At 45.5% G+C, this 15,622-nt stretch carries 15 protein-coding genes; 6 read left to right on the top strand and 9 right to left on the bottom strand.

The features are described from left to right. Window positions 1-13: 13 nt before the first annotated feature. Both K7P76_RS30405 and K7P76_RS30400 read right to left on the bottom strand, forming a co-directional pair. A complete protein-coding gene (locus K7P76_RS30405) occupies window positions 14-898 on the bottom strand; it encodes a carbohydrate ABC transporter permease (RefSeq protein WP_232189862.1) in 885 nt (294 codons plus the stop codon). Window positions 899-908: 10 nt separating this feature from the next. Further along, window positions 909-1,838, bottom strand: coding sequence for a carbohydrate ABC transporter permease (locus tag K7P76_RS30400; RefSeq protein ID WP_232189861.1), 930 nt, complete (start codon window positions 1,836-1,838; stop codon window positions 909-911). A 189-nt stretch (window positions 1,839-2,027) separates the two neighbouring features. Here K7P76_RS30400 and K7P76_RS30395 point away from each other — a divergent pair, with 189 nt between their 5' ends. Together K7P76_RS30395 and K7P76_RS30390 are read left to right on the top strand one after the other, a co-directional pair. After that, window positions 2,028-3,284 carry a response regulator transcription factor gene (locus K7P76_RS30395; protein ID WP_232189860.1) on the top strand — a complete coding sequence of 419 codons (1,257 nt, stop codon included), beginning with the start codon at window positions 2,028-2,030 and terminating at the stop codon, window positions 3,282-3,284. Further along, the gene (locus tag K7P76_RS30390; RefSeq protein ID WP_232189859.1) at window positions 3,265-5,052 is read left to right on the top strand and encodes a sensor histidine kinase; all 1,788 of its coding nucleotides are present in this window, start codon (window positions 3,265-3,267) and stop codon (window positions 5,050-5,052) included. The genes K7P76_RS30395 and K7P76_RS30390 overlap by 20 nt, the downstream gene beginning before the upstream one ends. On the opposite strand, the gene K7P76_RS30385 is transcribed toward K7P76_RS30390, so the two are convergent. The 6 genes from K7P76_RS30385 to K7P76_RS30355 all read right to left on the bottom strand — a co-directional run bounded on the left by K7P76_RS30385 (window position 5,040) and on the right by K7P76_RS30355 (window position 11,347). Further along, window positions 5,040-6,020 carry a cache domain-containing protein gene (locus K7P76_RS30385; protein WP_232189858.1) on the bottom strand — a complete coding sequence of 327 codons (981 nt, stop codon included), beginning with the start codon at window positions 6,018-6,020 and terminating at the stop codon, window positions 5,040-5,042. The genes K7P76_RS30390 and K7P76_RS30385 overlap by 13 nt on opposite strands. Window positions 6,021-6,168: 148 nt before the next feature. Next, window positions 6,169-7,530, bottom strand: a complete 1,362-nt coding sequence (locus tag K7P76_RS30380; protein WP_232189857.1) for a DJ-1/PfpI family protein — start codon at window positions 7,528-7,530, stop codon at window positions 6,169-6,171. 198 nt (window positions 7,531-7,728) lie between these two features. Further along, window positions 7,729-8,397: a bifunctional 2-keto-4-hydroxyglutarate aldolase/2-keto-3-deoxy-6-phosphogluconate aldolase gene (locus K7P76_RS30375; protein ID WP_232189856.1), complete on the bottom strand. Its 669-nt coding sequence runs from the start codon at window positions 8,395-8,397 to the stop codon at window positions 7,729-7,731. A gap of 35 nt (window positions 8,398-8,432) precedes the next feature. After that, window positions 8,433-9,410 (bottom strand): sugar kinase, encoded by a 978-nt coding sequence (locus K7P76_RS30370; protein WP_232189855.1) that lies wholly within the window; start codon window positions 9,408-9,410, stop codon window positions 8,433-8,435. Between the two features lie 8 nt (window positions 9,411-9,418). Next, window positions 9,419-10,078, bottom strand: a complete 660-nt coding sequence (locus K7P76_RS30365; protein WP_232189854.1) for a GntR family transcriptional regulator — start codon at window positions 10,076-10,078, stop codon at window positions 9,419-9,421. A gap of 1,110 nt (window positions 10,079-11,188) precedes the next feature. Continuing rightward, window positions 11,189-11,347 carry a hypothetical protein gene (locus K7P76_RS30355; RefSeq protein WP_232189853.1) on the bottom strand — a complete coding sequence of 53 codons (159 nt, stop codon included), beginning with the start codon at window positions 11,345-11,347 and terminating at the stop codon, window positions 11,189-11,191. Window positions 11,348-11,700: 353 nt separating this feature from the next. On the opposite strand from K7P76_RS30355, the gene shc reads away from it, so the two are divergent. After that, a complete protein-coding gene (shc, locus tag K7P76_RS30350) occupies window positions 11,701-13,632 on the top strand; it encodes a squalene--hopene cyclase (protein WP_232189925.1) in 1,932 nt (643 codons plus the stop codon). Window positions 13,633-13,716: 84 nt separating this feature from the next. Here the strand turns inward: shc and K7P76_RS30345 are convergent, their stop codons facing one another. Then, window positions 13,717-13,935 carry a hypothetical protein gene (locus K7P76_RS30345; RefSeq protein WP_232189852.1) on the bottom strand — a complete coding sequence of 73 codons (219 nt, stop codon included), beginning with the start codon at window positions 13,933-13,935 and terminating at the stop codon, window positions 13,717-13,719. Window positions 13,936-14,096: 161 nt separating this feature from the next. On the opposite strand from K7P76_RS30345, the gene K7P76_RS30340 reads away from it, so the two are divergent. The 3 genes from K7P76_RS30340 (at window position 14,097) to K7P76_RS30330 (ending at window position 15,531) form a co-directional block, all read left to right on the top strand. Then, window positions 14,097-14,855, top strand: a complete 759-nt coding sequence (locus tag K7P76_RS30340; RefSeq protein ID WP_232189851.1) for a hypothetical protein — start codon at window positions 14,097-14,099, stop codon at window positions 14,853-14,855. A gap of 144 nt (window positions 14,856-14,999) precedes the next feature. Next, entirely contained in the window at window positions 15,000-15,260 is a 261-nt protein-coding gene (locus K7P76_RS30335; RefSeq protein WP_232189850.1) for a hypothetical protein, read from the top strand. Continuing rightward, window positions 15,241-15,531 carry an aspartyl protease family protein gene (locus tag K7P76_RS30330; RefSeq protein WP_232189849.1) on the top strand — a complete coding sequence of 97 codons (291 nt, stop codon included), beginning with the start codon at window positions 15,241-15,243 and terminating at the stop codon, window positions 15,529-15,531. Before K7P76_RS30335 ends, K7P76_RS30330 begins: the two co-directional genes overlap by 20 nt. The last annotated feature ends 91 nt before the right edge of the window (window positions 15,532-15,622 follow it).

Below are 15,622 nucleotides of genomic sequence, written 5' to 3'. Positions count from 1 at the left end.
GCTGCGATCTTCTTTAACCCTTCACGCCCCCTGCGATAGCATAACCTTGAACAATATACCGTTGGAAAAAGAGGAATAAAAGGACTGGCGGAACAATAGCAAACGTCAGACCGAGAAACTGAATATCCGCGGGCAGCGTCGACCTTAGATTGTAAATCGCGACGATAACCGTCCACTTCGATTGGTCTTTGAGTATCATATAAGGCCAGAAAAAGTCGTTCCATACCCCGTTAATCGTTAAAATCGTAATCGTAATCAGAATCGGAATGCTTAAAGGCAGAACGATGCGCAAGAAGATGCCAATCTTGGATGCACCGTCAATATGGGCCGCTTCAACCAACGAAGCCGGAATCGTATCGAAAAAGTTTTTGAAGATCAGAATCGCGACGGGATTCACGGCTGCCAGAAACCATAACGGCCAATACGTATTCGTAAAATTAATATGCAGCAACGGGAAATCGACAATATTGCTGAACAACGGAACGATGCCGATCGTGTTAGGCAGCAGCACCGTCCATAAAATAAGAAGAAAGAAGAACGCGCTCCCTGTCGGCTTCAACTTGGAGAAAAAGTAACCGGCCAAACCGTTAAAGAAAACAGTAAACGCAACGGTTCCCAGCGTCAAATAGGACGTGTTCGCATAGTACCTCAGAAATCGGAACTCATTCCATGTGTTCCATATTTTATCAAAGTGGAGCGAACGGGGAATTATCGTCGGCGGTATGGCGTAAAACTCCTTGATATCCTTCAAGCTAGATAAAATAACCCAAACGGGAGGCAAAATACAGATTAAAGAAACGCAAACCATTATAGCGAAATACAGCCAATAAAACACTTTTACTTTTGCCGTTTTATATTCGAGATCCCCGATTATGCCTGCAGTTTTGACTTTGCTCATTTGCGAATCCCTACTCCCTGTCCCATTTTTTCTGTATTCTGAAATAATAGATGGTCATTACCATCAATATCACGAACGTTACGACCCCGAGCGCTACCGAATGACCCGCTTCAAAGTAACGAAAGGCATAGAAATAGCTCTGCAGTTGAAGCGTCATGGAAGCATTGTTCGGACCGCCTTCAGTCAGGACGAGAGGTTCGTTAAAAATCTGAAATACGCCGCTGATTTGCAAGATTAGCGTAAGGCCGATCAACGGTGCGATCTGGGGAATCGTAATGTTGCGGAATTTGCGCCAAATATCGGCTCCATCGATCGATGCGGCTTCATACAACTCGCTATTAACCCCCTGTAGGCTTGCCAAATACAAAAGCGTAGTCGCTCCGAAGCTTCTCCACGTTATCGTGAGAACAATCGTCACAATCGTCAAATGGGGGTCTTGCAGCCATTGCAGCGGATGGATTCCTATTTTGCCTATCAACATATTGATGACGCCGTTCTCGCTTGGCTCAAACAGAAAAGCCCATAGCAGCGAGGCAGCGATTCCCGGTATCAGGCTTGGAAAATACACCGAAAAGCGGAACCAAGAATTCCATTGACGCATTTCGTTGATGATTACGGCTACGACTATCGGAATTACGAATCCAATGACTAGAGACCAAATAACGTACATGAAAGTATTAATAAGCGTTTGCTGGAACACCGAATTTTGTATGACGTCAATATAGTTCTGAAAACCGACAAAACCGTCCGCCTTAAACCCTTTCGTCTTGAAAAAGGATAGCCAGATGCCGGACAATAACGGCTGCCAGGAGAAAAAGAAAAAAAATAGCAGCGTGGGAACGATTAATAACCACGATGACCATTCCTTTATCCAATACATAATAAATTTAGCCTTTCTTTTCTTGGGGGCGTACGGTTGCATGCTTATGTTTGCGCTCATGTTTGCTTCCTTCCCTATAACCGAATATACATAATGTTAACGCTTCCTTTACTCCTGCGACATCCTGCAATCCTGCGAAAGAGTAGATTATCCTGCCAGAACCTAAAATGAAAATGACGGGAATGAATCGGCACCTTATAATAGTTAAAGTAATCAAAATATGAATTGGTTATTAAGGGGTCGTCCATCATGTTGAAAGCGCTTATCGTTGACGATGAGTATCTAGTACGCACCGGAATTCGGGAGACCATCGATTGGGCTGAATATGGGGTTGAAATTGTGGGAGAAGCGAGTAATGGCTTGGAAGGACTCGATCTGGCTTTGCTTCATCGTCCGGACGTCATCATGACAGATGTACGCATGCCCTATATGAATGGATTGGAATTTATCGAGAAAATCAGAGAGCATAACCTGCACTGCGGTATCATTGTCCTCAGCGGGTATGACGAATTTCAATATGCCCAAGAGGCCATCCGTCATGGAGCATCCACTTACCTTCTCAAACCGGTAAACATTGAAGAATTGGCTGAGGCGGTCATCAGAGTTGGGCAGCAAATAAACGAAAAAGAAGCGGATCGTATCCAGTTGTTGAAATTTAAGGATGAGGTAGACGCCATTTCCTCGCAATTCTGGCTCGATTTGCTTTTCGGGCGAATTTCCGATCCAGCATTGATTCGGGAAAAATACGAATGGTTAAATATCGCGATGCCGACTGAGGACAAACTAATGGTTGCCGTCATTTCGATCATCCCCGACTCAGTTTCCGTGGCGGATTACACGACGCAAGCGAAATGGTCCGCCGTAGAACAACAAATCCGTCTTACGGTCGACGCAAAATCTTTATCCGCGATTGCTATTGTGCGAAGCGCGCCTACGGAGTGGACGCTGATTTGCCATTCTAACCAAACTTCCTTGGATTTCGTTTCCGCGCTTTATTCTTTTGGTTATGCAGTTATCGCTAATGTAAAAGAAGCTGCCGGCTTCCAAGCGACGGTCGGTTTCCATGAATCGCCTGACCCGTATATGGGTATCCATACCTCGTGCGTCAAGGCGCGAGAAGCGGCTCGGAAATCCATCTCCGGTTTAGGCGGCGTGTTGTTTGAATCGGATGATGAACGTTCAGGTCCGCGTCGCGAAGTGCGGGATGCTCTTGCTTATATCCGATTACATTACTCCGACAACATTACCGCGGACTTAGTTGCAGAAACGGTGCATGTTAGTTCGACCCATCTCATGCATTTGTTCAGGAAAGACCTGAACAAAACTTTCTACGAATGCCTGACGGAATACCGGATCGATGAGGCCAAACGTTTGTTGCGCCATACCTCCTACCGCGTTTATGAAGTCGGTTTAAATGTCGGTTTCGGAGACTCCAAGTATTTCAGCCAAATTTTTCGAAAAATGACCGGAATGTCCCCTAGCGAATATGCCAAATATCATCAATAACCAAGATCACGGCTACAAGTCGTCTTCCATTATGCGGAAACTTAAAATCAGAACCCGGATCGTATTCGTCATCGTCGCCGGACTGACCCTGCACCTTACTCTGATGCTGGGTGTCTTCAACATTTATGCGCATACGTATCTAAAAAACAATTTATACAATCACATCGGCAACATCCAAAAAGAGATCGGGCTCAGCCTCGAGCTGATCGTCGACGATATCCAGATGCTTTCTCTCCGATTGTTGGTCAGCACGGACATTTACCGAACTATCGGCGATTTATCGATTCCCGAAGAGGAGAAAAAAGCGCATATCCGATCCCTCATGGAAGGAATCGTTGCCAAAAACGAGCTCATCGGCGACATCGTGGTCATTACGAACGAAGGGACTCGTTACCGGTACGTCGCAGATACGGAAATCTTCGAAGACCCGGATGACCTGCTGATATCGAATGTTAAACAGTCTATTTTGCCGGTTGTCGGTAAAGTAAAACATGATGCCAGCGGTAAGGCTTATGTCGTCTTTGGCCAGAAATACCGTAATTTCTATACGGGACAAAATATCGGGATCCTGCTCATCTACGTGAAGGAATCGTCCTTATTCAACCTCTATAAACCCGCATTCGAGGGGATTGGGTATTCCTATATCGCTTCGGTAAACAACGAAGTCATCTCCCATCCGGATAAACGGATCGTCGGAAACACGCTTCTCGAATCCGATTCTTTTCACCCCGGCGATACGGCAGGTTATCGGAATGTTTCGTCGGACCGCCTAAACTACGTACTGAGCACCTATCCATTAAGCGACCGACTTAACCGATTCGGCGTCGATTGGAAGCTGATTTCCGTCGTGTCCCGTCCCCATCTATTCGGGGCAATCGATGAAGGTAACCGCAATGCGCTGTTTTTCGCTTTGTTAACGTTTATCGGGCTTCTCGTTCTGTCTTTTTATTTGGCCGCTAAAATTACGGAGCCTGTCTTCAATCTGACTAAGAAGCTAGGTACGATCGGCAAGTCCGGACTAAAGCTAATGATTGACCGAAAAAACCCGAGCGACGAAATAAGCGAGTTGGAAAACAGCTACTACGCGATGATCGACCGAATTAATAATCTCATTAACGAGAACAACGAAGAAAAGGAGAAACAGCGTGTTATGGAGTTGACCGCGCTGCAGTCTCAGATCAACCCGCATTTCTTGTACAATACGCTTGACGCCATTACATGGACGGCCCGTTTGAAGAAACAACCTGAAATCGAAAGAATGATTTCCGCATTGGCAACGTTTTTCAGAATCAGCTTGCATAAAGGAGATAAGCACATTGCCGTCGAGGAGGAAATCAGGCTCGTTCAAAGCTTCGTGACGGTGGAGCTCATGCGCTTTCCCGATAAATTCGACGTGACCTATGACATTCCGGAGCCGCTGCGAAAAATTCGAATTTTGAAGTTGATTCTTCAGCCATTAGTGGAAAATGCAATCAAGCATGGGATGAGCGAGAAACAGGGGAAGGGCTTAATCGAGGTTAAAAGCTGGGAGAACGAAGCCTATCTCTTCTTTGAAATCAAGGACGACGGCGTAGGTTTCAGGAGTAAATCCGATGTTCAAAACACCGGCAAAAACGTATTATTTCAAAGCGGATACGGCCTTAGAAACGTCGATGAACGAATCAAACTCGAATACGGGGCGGAATGCGGTTTGACCATCACGAGCGAACCCGGCAAAGGAACGACAGTTCTCGTTCGGATTCGTTTGAACAACGGTCAAATCTCGTGATGCCTGCGCATTTTTTTGTACAACTCCTTGAGAGGCTCCAGAATGCTGCGCGATAGCCGTTGAATCAGCACGAAAAACAATAGCAAAATAAATAGGCCTACTCCGATTAGCGTGTTTCTCAATAGTCTGAGCTCGCTTTTAATAGGTTCGCCCGAAATGAGAATAGCCATGCGATCATCGGAGTGGTACAGCCGATAGAGAAGAACGATTCCTTTATCCGTTCGGTTTACAGTCATCTCCTGACCGGGCTGCGAATCTAGCAGAGTCGCCCAAATGGGATCGTCCGGCTCTTGCTGCAGCCCGCTCGCGTTCACAATCGAATGATCGTGCGTCAGTATATACGTCGGATGCCGACCGTAAAGTTCGGGATCGTCGGCATGATAAAAGCCGGTCATCTTTTTCAGATCCACGGTCATCAAGAGCAAACCCGCCGACTTCTCCTTCTTGTCCATGATCTTCGCGACATAGAGAAGCCTTCTGCGCGGGTCTGTGTTCGTGTACACAAGCGATCCCGGAGCTTGAATGATCCATTCGGAAGTCAATTCAGAGCTCAGAAATTTGGCGTATTCGGCAACTTCTTTAATCTCGCTAAAAGGACGAATCGCCGAAACGTTGCTGGACGCGTACACGCTTCCGCTGTTTCCGTAGATAACCATGTCCGATATATAAAGGTTAGAAGAAATCATGCCGTCCAATATCGGCGGAATCGTATTGTCGTATTCGCTGCTTGAAAGCGAGGCATGAACGACTGTATTATTCGTGACCAGGCTCGCCACTTCCTCCATCCATTTCATGAACAGCTGAGCGTTTTTATGCTGTTGGCCGGTATATTGGAGGGAGAGCTGGCGCTGCATCTCCGCGCTTCTGTTCTGGATCGTTCGAAATACGAGCACGCTGGACAAAACCACGTACAACAGGATAACTGATAATAGAATGACCTTCATCTTCTTATCAAGCGCTCTGAACAACGTGTACCCCTCTTTTCCAAAGCAACCCTGCTGACGAACACTATTATTTTAACCCAAATGCCCTATAAGTGCTTTCATTTACCGCGAATCGATATTATCATGCTGGACACTTATAAAATAGGCTGTTAACCTGCGAAATGGTTTGCGATTACATCGATGGGGAAGTTTTTTTCTTCCTGATAAATCGTCTGTCAATATATAAAGCAACCAGCACGGATAATAAGCCAATTAACAGCGGTCTACCGAAAGCTTCAAGAGAAAACGACTGGCCTTCAAGATTTAGATGGTCAGCACGATACTCTAGTCGCTTCGCAGCGAATTCAGCGGTTCGAATATCCTCCTGTTTGGATAAATCCTCCAACGGCGCTTCCATAACGAATCTTTTCGGAGAATCGCTATGCAAGAATAGAAGTCTCGTTTCTTTGCCTTGCGCGTTCCAATCATTTACGGCCTCCATGGCTAGAGACTTCGCCTCGGTTCCGGCAACTATCATTTTATCAAGTTTTGGAGCATTCGACATTTGATATCTGGCGAGCAGGTTAAGGTGATGTTTGGTCACTATGGGCCGATCCGAGCTTGAAATCGTAAGCGTCTTTGTCGTTCCGGAAGCGGAATACGTATCGAATACCGAGCCCAACGCGGTTTCCTCTATACCGTTATAAAGCATTACGCCTGCCTTTCTCTTCTCCCAGTGATAGGCAAAATTTAAGATATAAGCCGCATCGCTTGGCTCTATGGAAAAGGGCTCCATCTTCGGATGATGAACAAAATGGTACAAGGGGTAATTCATTTCTTCCGCTGTTTTCACTGTTGCGGCTTCGCCTAATTTCTGCGATAGGACATAGAGAACGGCATCGATCCCGGATGTCACGCCCGCCGAGGAAACGATGTTCCCGTCGGGAACATAACGCTGATCCCTTTTCCAATGAACCTCAGGATATTTCTTTTCTAACCTACTAATATCCCCCCAATGCGTCGCCGCTGATTTCCCGTTCAACAACCCGGTATCGGCTAGCGTTTCCGCTCCATTACAAATACTTAGCAGCGTCGTTTCATTGCCGGAATTTTTAAGTATCCAGTCTCGAACGGGGTGAACTTTCTTGCCTTCCATCATCGGAATGTTGGGGATCACTAGAATGTCCGGGCTTTTACCTAATAATTCGTCCATTTCCGTAAAGGAGTAATGGGGGATCACGTCAAGACCGCCCGTTAATGACTTTACGTTTCGATCCGAGGCAACGGCAAATACATTATAGGCTCCTGTACTGGAGAACATTTCATAAGGAACTAGAAAATCAATGACCTCAGTCGCATTATTCCCAAGAATAACGGCCACTGTCGGTTTATGCGGATCATATTCGGGTGTCTCCACGCCTTGCAAAGATGGAACTGGCTTATCGTAAACCGACATCTCATGTTGCATCGTCCTAGTATATCCGAGAACACCGAATCCCCCCACGAACACAGCGCACACACATAAAAAAACGACTATACGCAAAAGGTACCTCATCTTATTCTCCCCTTCTTCCCTTTTGACTTGCTTTCACAAGCATATTGGAAAGAGTTTATCATTTCCCCAATCATGAGTTGGGTCTGCACCCCAGACTAAAGGGGGGGGGACGATGGGGGACGCAGGCTGGTTGACTCACTTTAAAACAAAAAAAGACCACGAAATCGTCATTCATGGTCTAGTCTCTAATTCAACTGTTTACTGACTCACGCTATTTTTGGCTGCTTTGAAAGCTTGTACATATTGGGAGGCTCGATTAGCAATTAGGCTATAGTCCCCTTTTTTGAGCGCATCGCTCGTGAGATCGGAGCCGATTCCGACGGCCACCGCTCCAGATGATATCCATTCTCCGAGATTATCGAGCATCACACCGCCCGTGGGCATAATATTCGCCTGCGGCAACGGGCCTTTAATCGCTTTGATCATGGAGGGGGAGCTGCTTGGAAACAGCTTGACGATATCGACGCCCAGCTCCAGAGCTTCTTGTATTTCTTTGATCGTCATGACTCCCGGCATAACGGGAACCCGATATCGGTTGCAGAGCGCGATGGTCGCCGGATTAAGGGACGGTCCGACTACGAATTCCGAGCCGCTTAGAATGGCGGAACGTGCCGTTTCCGGGTCCAACACCGTTCCTACACCGATGATAGCGAACTTCTCGGGGTCTTCCGTCGAACTCGAATATTTCGAGACTAACTTCTCAATAGCTCCTAAAGCCGAAGGAACCGTCATAGTCACCTCGATGACTTTGATTCCGCCCGCGATGGCTTGCTCGGCCATTTCAACCACATCATTTGCATCTTTCCCTCGCAATACCGCTACAACACCTTGTTCGACAATACGCTGAATTAAACTCAACTTTTTCATCCTATTTTCCGCCTTCCATGTTATCCGCGTTTAAGTTATCTCTCGATATGGGCCTGGTTGCTTAATATGGCGCTCACTTCATCCCAAGTAGGCAGTCCTTCCCAATCTCCCTCCGTCTGAACGACTAGGGAGCCAATCAAGTTGCCTAGCCGAACGGCTTCCGCAAGCGGATATTGCCGCAGAAGTCCGGATATAAACCCCGAACAAAAACCGTCTCCGGCCCCTACCGTATCGACGATTTGCCGGACTTTATAATACGGAACAGCCGTGACCTGACCTTTCTCGATGGCATAAGTCTCGTCGTTTCCGCCTTTGACGATCGATATGGCGGGCAGCAGACTCAAACGATTAACAATCGTCTCGAAATCTTCCGTCTCGTATAAAAGCTTCAATTCATCGAGTCCAGGCAAAAAATAGTCGACTTCTTCCGCTATCCTCAGAAGCACGCTTCGTGCCTCCTTCAGCTCCCAGAGCTTAAGCCGCAAGTTCGGATCGAAACATACTTTGACTCCGCTAGCTCTAGCAATTCTAATCGCTTCGAACACCGTATCCCGGCAGCTCGTGCTTAATGCCGGAGTTATTCCGGTAATGTGGAGGATCTTGGCTTGAGAGAGATAACTCGTTTCCAACTGTTCCGGCTTCATCCGACTTGCCGCCGAATTCTTCCGATAGTAATAAACGGAAGTTTTTCCGGGCAGTGCTTCGCGCAGCATAAGACCCGTCGGAGCTTCTTCGTTGAACTTAACCCTGGATACGTCTACGCCTTCGCCGCGGATTTTCTTCAATATCATGCGACCCAAAGGATCGTTCCCAAGAATGCCGAACCATCCCGCGCTATGGCCCAGCCTTGAAAGCCCGATTGCAACGTTGCTCTCGGCCCCTCCGAACGATTTCTCCAGGCTAGCGCTATATTCTATACCCTTTGAACCGCTCATTAACAAAGCCATCGTTTCGCCGAATGTTACAACTTCCGGGTTAATCCACGATTGTAGCCTTTCGGATTTATGAGCCATATGGTTTGTTACCCCCGTTCGCTGTCCTTCTTCTTATTCATTCGCCACCATACTTCTTTCATATGTTCGATGAACCGCTTTTCGACTTCCTTTTCGTTTCCCGTCTGCAGCGCTTCTATTAAAGGCATATGACCTTCCGCGATCGTAATTAAGTCGGGGAAATAAAGGATGTTCGTAATGGACAGAAACCGTTTGATTTTAATATGGATCTGATCCCATATTTGCAGGATCGTCTTGTTGCCGGACTTCGTGAAGAAAAATCGGTGAAATTCCATATCCAGATCGATGAGCTGAAACAAATCATTATTTTCGGCCGCTCGCTTCATGCTCTTGTAGATTTCGATTAGATGAGTAAAATCCGATGGCTGCAAATCGGGAATCGATCTCTTGACGGCATCCCATTCGATGAGCTCCCGTAAAGCATAAATTTCTTCGATTTCCTCTTGCTTGATTTCAGCTACGAAAGAACCTTTATTATGGTTGCTTATCAACAGCCCCTCTTGCTTTAGCCGTTCCATCGCTTCTCTGACGGGAGCTTGACTGATCTTAAGGGAATTGGCGATTTCCAAGACCAGCAGGCGAACACCCGGATAAAATTCCCCTTTAACTATCGACTCTCTAAGGGATAAGTAAACCCGTTCGCTGAGTGAATTTCCTCGTTCGTCCAATCGGAATTGAATACATAATCCTCCCTTTATTAGTTATCGATAATATTATCGATAATTCTGTCGATAAGTCGAATTATAGCAAGCGCGTCCTTCTCCCGTCAATTTCATTTTGCCGAGCAGCTTGTTTGAAATAATTGTGTGATTTAACTCCTTCAGAACAAAAGCGGATTATTGATTCATCTGTGCAAATGCACTGACAGTATGCTTATCCATACATAAGCTATGTATGTGATGAGCAATCACAATAACAAAGCGGTGGTGATTTCTGTGAGTGGTTCATGTGCTGGTTACGGTGGAATGCAAGCCGCTGCATTTGTACTCGTTCTTTTCATTCTGTTGGTAATTATCCTTCGGGCTGGAACCGGGATCTACTAAGAAGTATTGCGATCCCTAATTTACTTTTACCCCCATCATGATCCGTCGTTATGATGGGGCTCTTTTTTATTTCTGTGCCATAAGCCAGTTTCAGCGATTCACCTAAGCCTTCTTATATCGCTGTACTTGAAGCGACATAAAATAAAATCCCCACCTAGCCGCGATGGTCAAGTGGGGATTCGTTTGACTTCTCCTTCGCAGGAGAGACCGTTATTCAATCTATCACATTTTGGTAAAAACAGACATCCACAATTATAACCTACCAATTGCCATTTCGTAATGAGTTAAAGAGTTAAAGATTTACTAAAATAAAACTATTCGCCTATTGATCATGCACGGAACGACTTAGCCAAAATGAGACTTTTGATTTAGAATTATGTAAATTGACATGGGAACAATTCCCCTAGGCGAATGATTTATTCTAGGTAAATGCGGATTGTTGACTGATCTGTGCGAATGTACTGACCATATAGTTATCTCTACATAAGCTGATTGGGTGATTAACAATCACAATACACATGTGGTGGTGATTTCTTTGAGTGGATCTTGTGCAGGTTATGGTGGTATGCAAGCAGCTGCTTTTGTTCTTGTACTTTTCATTCTGTTGGTTATTATCCTGCGTGCTGGAACTGGGATTTACTAAGAGCTAATAAGTCACTACTTTACTTTTACCCCATCATGATCCGCCGCATGATGGGGCTTCTTTTTATTTCTATACTACATGCCAGCTTCGGGTTATTCACGCCTAAACCCGAACTCCTTAACAAACCACTTCGGCGCCGGTATGTTTGTTTCGAGATCTATAACCTTCAATGTCAGCGCAGCTATTGCACTCGACTGTTCTTCCACCTTCTTGTCTAACGCCTCGTATGCTGTTCTCTCCTCTTTTGTCAATCGGGACGCCTGCAGCAAAGGAACGAGCAATCAGCTCCTCGGTTGCTTTCCTGACTATCGGATTAAGTCCTTCCAAGCGTTTTGCTGATATTGCTTGGACTTGCGCTAATGTTAGCACCTTGATATCTCCCCTTTCTTCTTACGCCTCTTTGACGTTGTGGATGTAATATTTTATTCTGCAATTGACCGGTTGCGGCGGCGATTAGGAAGGCGTTATCAAAAGACAGCGCATATATACGCCAATCGACGGATGAGTAAATGTCTCATATGTTTTTATCTCGAAAATATAATATAAATGATCGACCCTGTGGATCGGGAAGGAAGGATGGTTATTGAGTGCTTCGGTTCGAGTCATGCGGGAAATCCGGCGATTATCAGATCAGTTGCTACGGCTGCAAACCACGGATGGATCGTGGCGATTTTGTTTTGAGAGCGGTGTGCTGACGGATGCTTACATGATCATCATGCTTCGAACTTTAGAGATCGCCGACGAAACTCTGATTCGTCGATTGCATGAACGGTTGCTTTCAGCACAACAAGCCGACGGCTCTTGGAGAGTTTATAGCGATGAAATTGACGGAAACTTGTCCGCCACCGTAGAAGCTTACTATGCACTGTTATACTCGGGATACATTGATGCAACGGATGACGCTATGCTTCAAGCGAAGCGATACATTCTATCCAAAGGCGGACTAAGAAGCATTAACGGCGTGATTACAAAAGTAATACTCGCCTCCACCGGTCAATACCGATGGCCGGCTTCACTAATGATTCCTCTCGAATTTCTACTGCTCCCTCCTTCTTTCCCCATTAGCTTTTACGATTTTTCCGGGTATGCCAGAGTACATCTTGCCCCTGTACTGCTTTTAGCGGATCGCAAATTTTCGGTAAAGACGAACCGCTCCCCCGATTTGTCCAATTTGATGACAGCCCGATCAAGCAGCCGCCCGGAACCTTCCCATTCGTTTGACCAACGTCAATCTAACCAGAATTTCCAAGCATTGCTTGATGTAATTAAAACGAACTTAGGGAAGCTGCCCGGTTTCTCCGGACAATTGCATAAAGCTGCCAGAAAACGTGCTGAACGGTACATGCTGGAGAGGATCGAACCGGACGGTACGCTATATGGATATGCAACCTGTACGTTTCTAATGGTCTTCGCCTTGCTATCCGCCGGGTATGACAAACGTCATCCGGTCATTAACCGCGCGGTTCATGGCATAACGTCCTTGCTGTGCAGAAAGGATGGCAAAATTTTTCTGCAAAATTCCCTTTCCACCGTATGGGATACAGCCCTGATCAGCTCCGCTTTACAAGAAGCGGGAACGTCCCCCGACAGTCCGATGATTCGACGCGCGTCTTCCTATATCCTCTCCCAGCAACAACTCAAATTCGGAGATTGGAGCATTCGAAATCGTAATCCCGTCCCCGGCGCATGGGGATTTTCGGACTCCAATACCCTTAATCCGGACATAGACGATACGACAGCCGCCTTAAGAGCAATCAAGCGGATGTCTCTTACCTCCCCCGTCTATCGGGATGCCTGGAACCGGGGATTGAATTGGATTCTATCCATGCAAAATAAAGATGGAGGCTGGCCGGCTTTCGAGAGAGATACGGATAAAGCGCATCTTACATGGCTTCCGATGGATGGGGCTAAATCGGCGGCTATCGATCCCTCAACGGCCGATCTTACCGGAAGAACCCTGGAATATTTGGGTAGATTCGCGGGCCTTGGAATTCGCCATTCTTTCATACGCCGCGGCGCGGATTGGCTAATCGAACATCAGGAGAAAGACGGCTCGTGGTATGGACGCTGGGGAATATGCTACATATACGGCACATGGGCCGCATTGACGGGAATGATATCCGTCGGGATTGATCCAGATCATTCTGCATTGCGAAGAGGAACCGAGTGGCTGTTAAGCATCCAAAATAATGATGGGGGTTGGGGAGAATCATGCGGCAGCGATCGGGAGATGAAGTATATCCCGCTCGGAGCGAGCACGCCGTCTCAAACCGCTTGGGCGCTCGATGCCCTTATCGCCGCTCATCGCAAGCCGGTTCCCGAAATCGATAAAGGTATCGGAAGGCTGATAGAAGCTCTGCACGAAGAGGATTGGAAAACCTCCTATCCTACGGGAGCAGGACTTCCGGGAAGCTTTTACGTCCACTACCATAGCTACAGATTTATTTGGCCGCTTCTTACCCTATCCCATTACATCAAGAAATACGGCGGTGATATTATTAGCGCCGTCCATGGTAGTGCTGCCGATAGAACCTGAATCATGAATATAAAGTTACATCCATTATCATCGGCAAAGCTGTAGATGCCCTCCGGCATTGGCACGAGAAATCGTCCAAAGAGGTCACAAGGCTGCGGCACAAGACCTGCGGAGACGTATCAGGTAATCCGGCGCATCCATCGGATCGGAGACAATCATGTCGATGATACAGAGTTTGCTTAACTGCTCCTTCTCCACTGCTATGATCGCATAGTCGAGCTCCCGATTCGTTTTGATAAAAAAGGCGAATAAATAACTGTTTATCAGAGTTGATTTTTGCTGTTCAATTTCAATTTTCTCCATAGTTTCTTTTCAATACTCTAGCATCGTCTATCCAATTCTTATCCTTTCCCTAGTCCTTTCGGACCACTAACCTATATAAACCTGTATATTTTTGTAGATACATAGAACTATTTGGTGAATGATGGTAAAATAGTGAAAAAAAACTGGTGGGGGAATAGAGGTTGAAAAATTTTCAAAGTAAGTTGATAGTGGTCGCAATATCATTAATTTTATGTTTATCTCTGATGGGTTGTACTGAGAGCAAAGAGAAAAAAATTGAAAAACTTAAAGAAGAAGCCACAACATTTATTTCTAGTAATAATTATGATGATGCAATGTTAAAGTATGATGAAATATTGGCTTTAGATGACAGTCCAATCTACGCAGATGAAAAAACTAACATACAAATATTGAAATATAGAAAATCTGCCGATGAAGCATTAAAGAATGGAGAAATAAAAAAGGCCATCGAAACTTACGAAAAGATATTAGTAATTAAAGAGGTAGATGACGTTAAAAGCATTTTGTCAGACATTAAAGAGGAGCAAGAAGCCGCAATTCAAGTTCAAGCGTTTTATGATGAACTTTATAACATCCAAAAAGATCGCCTTAGATCAGGCATAAAGGTTAAACCAACTGATATGGAGTACATAATCAAGGACTTAAGAAGATTAACTGAGGACTTCGAAAGAATTGATGATTCAAAAGATACAGATATTGCTCGACATATAAAGAGTGTTAAAGAAAGTCTTCATTATTCTTTGTATAAAATCCAAGTGGATAGCAAGTTACACGATGATTCAGGTTTAAGTGAGGCATTTGGAGAATTAGATTCTGAAATGAAAATGGTTAATACTCTAGCAGTTGCGAATACTCGCAATTCATTAAATGAAAGCATAGATGGTATAATTGCAATGCCAATTCCTGAGAAATATAAGTAATTTGCTATGAATTAAACCTACCTAAATCAGGTAGGTTTTTCTATGCCGATAAACAATAAAAGGAGCAACAAACAATGACAAACCGTAGCATGTCCAGTAGTCAAATGTTATGATTAAACTATCAAATACTTGGGGGTGTTCGCCTTGCAATGGCAAGAAGTTAGACAGTTGTATCCCGACCGTTTCGTGAAAATGCAAATCTTAAAATCTCATATAGAAAATCAAGTTAGATACGTTGAAAATGTGGCCGTCATCCAAGCCTTTGACGATGAGCAAACCGCAACCCGAGAACTCGTTCGCTCGAAAGATGACGTGCTTGTTTACCACACGGGAAAAGAAAAAATCGAAATCGAAATCAAGCCGCTATTCGGATTCAGAGGAAGCTATGATAAACATCGCGTATAGGGACGGTCTGCTGTTTACTTCATTAGAAATTGAATTTAGAGGCTCCCGGAAGATCATTGACAATATCGTCATAGACACGGGCGCTGCGGAAACGATTTTATCACCCGACGCGGTCGAAGATATTGGCTTGTTTGCCGAGTCTGACGACTTTGTTCATTCCTTCTATGGTGTCGGCGGCAGTCTGCACAATTTTTTCTCCAAGACCGTTGACAGTGTGCTTTTAGGAAAGGCACGTATGAACCTCCCCTACTTACGCTTCGCTAAGAAGTAGGGGTTTCTTACCAGCCATACCGGTACTTTCTGCAAGCAAATAGGTTGGCTACTTGCTTTCGCTGCTGGCAGCGGAAATCTAACGGTAGGGT

This window comes from Cohnella silvisoli (genome assembly GCF_021190915.1).
GTDB lineage: Bacteria > Bacillota > Bacilli > Paenibacillales > Paenibacillaceae > Cohnella > Cohnella silvisoli.
The sequence above is the reverse complement of the archived record's forward strand: the minus strand, read 5'-3'. Positions and strand labels throughout refer to the sequence as shown.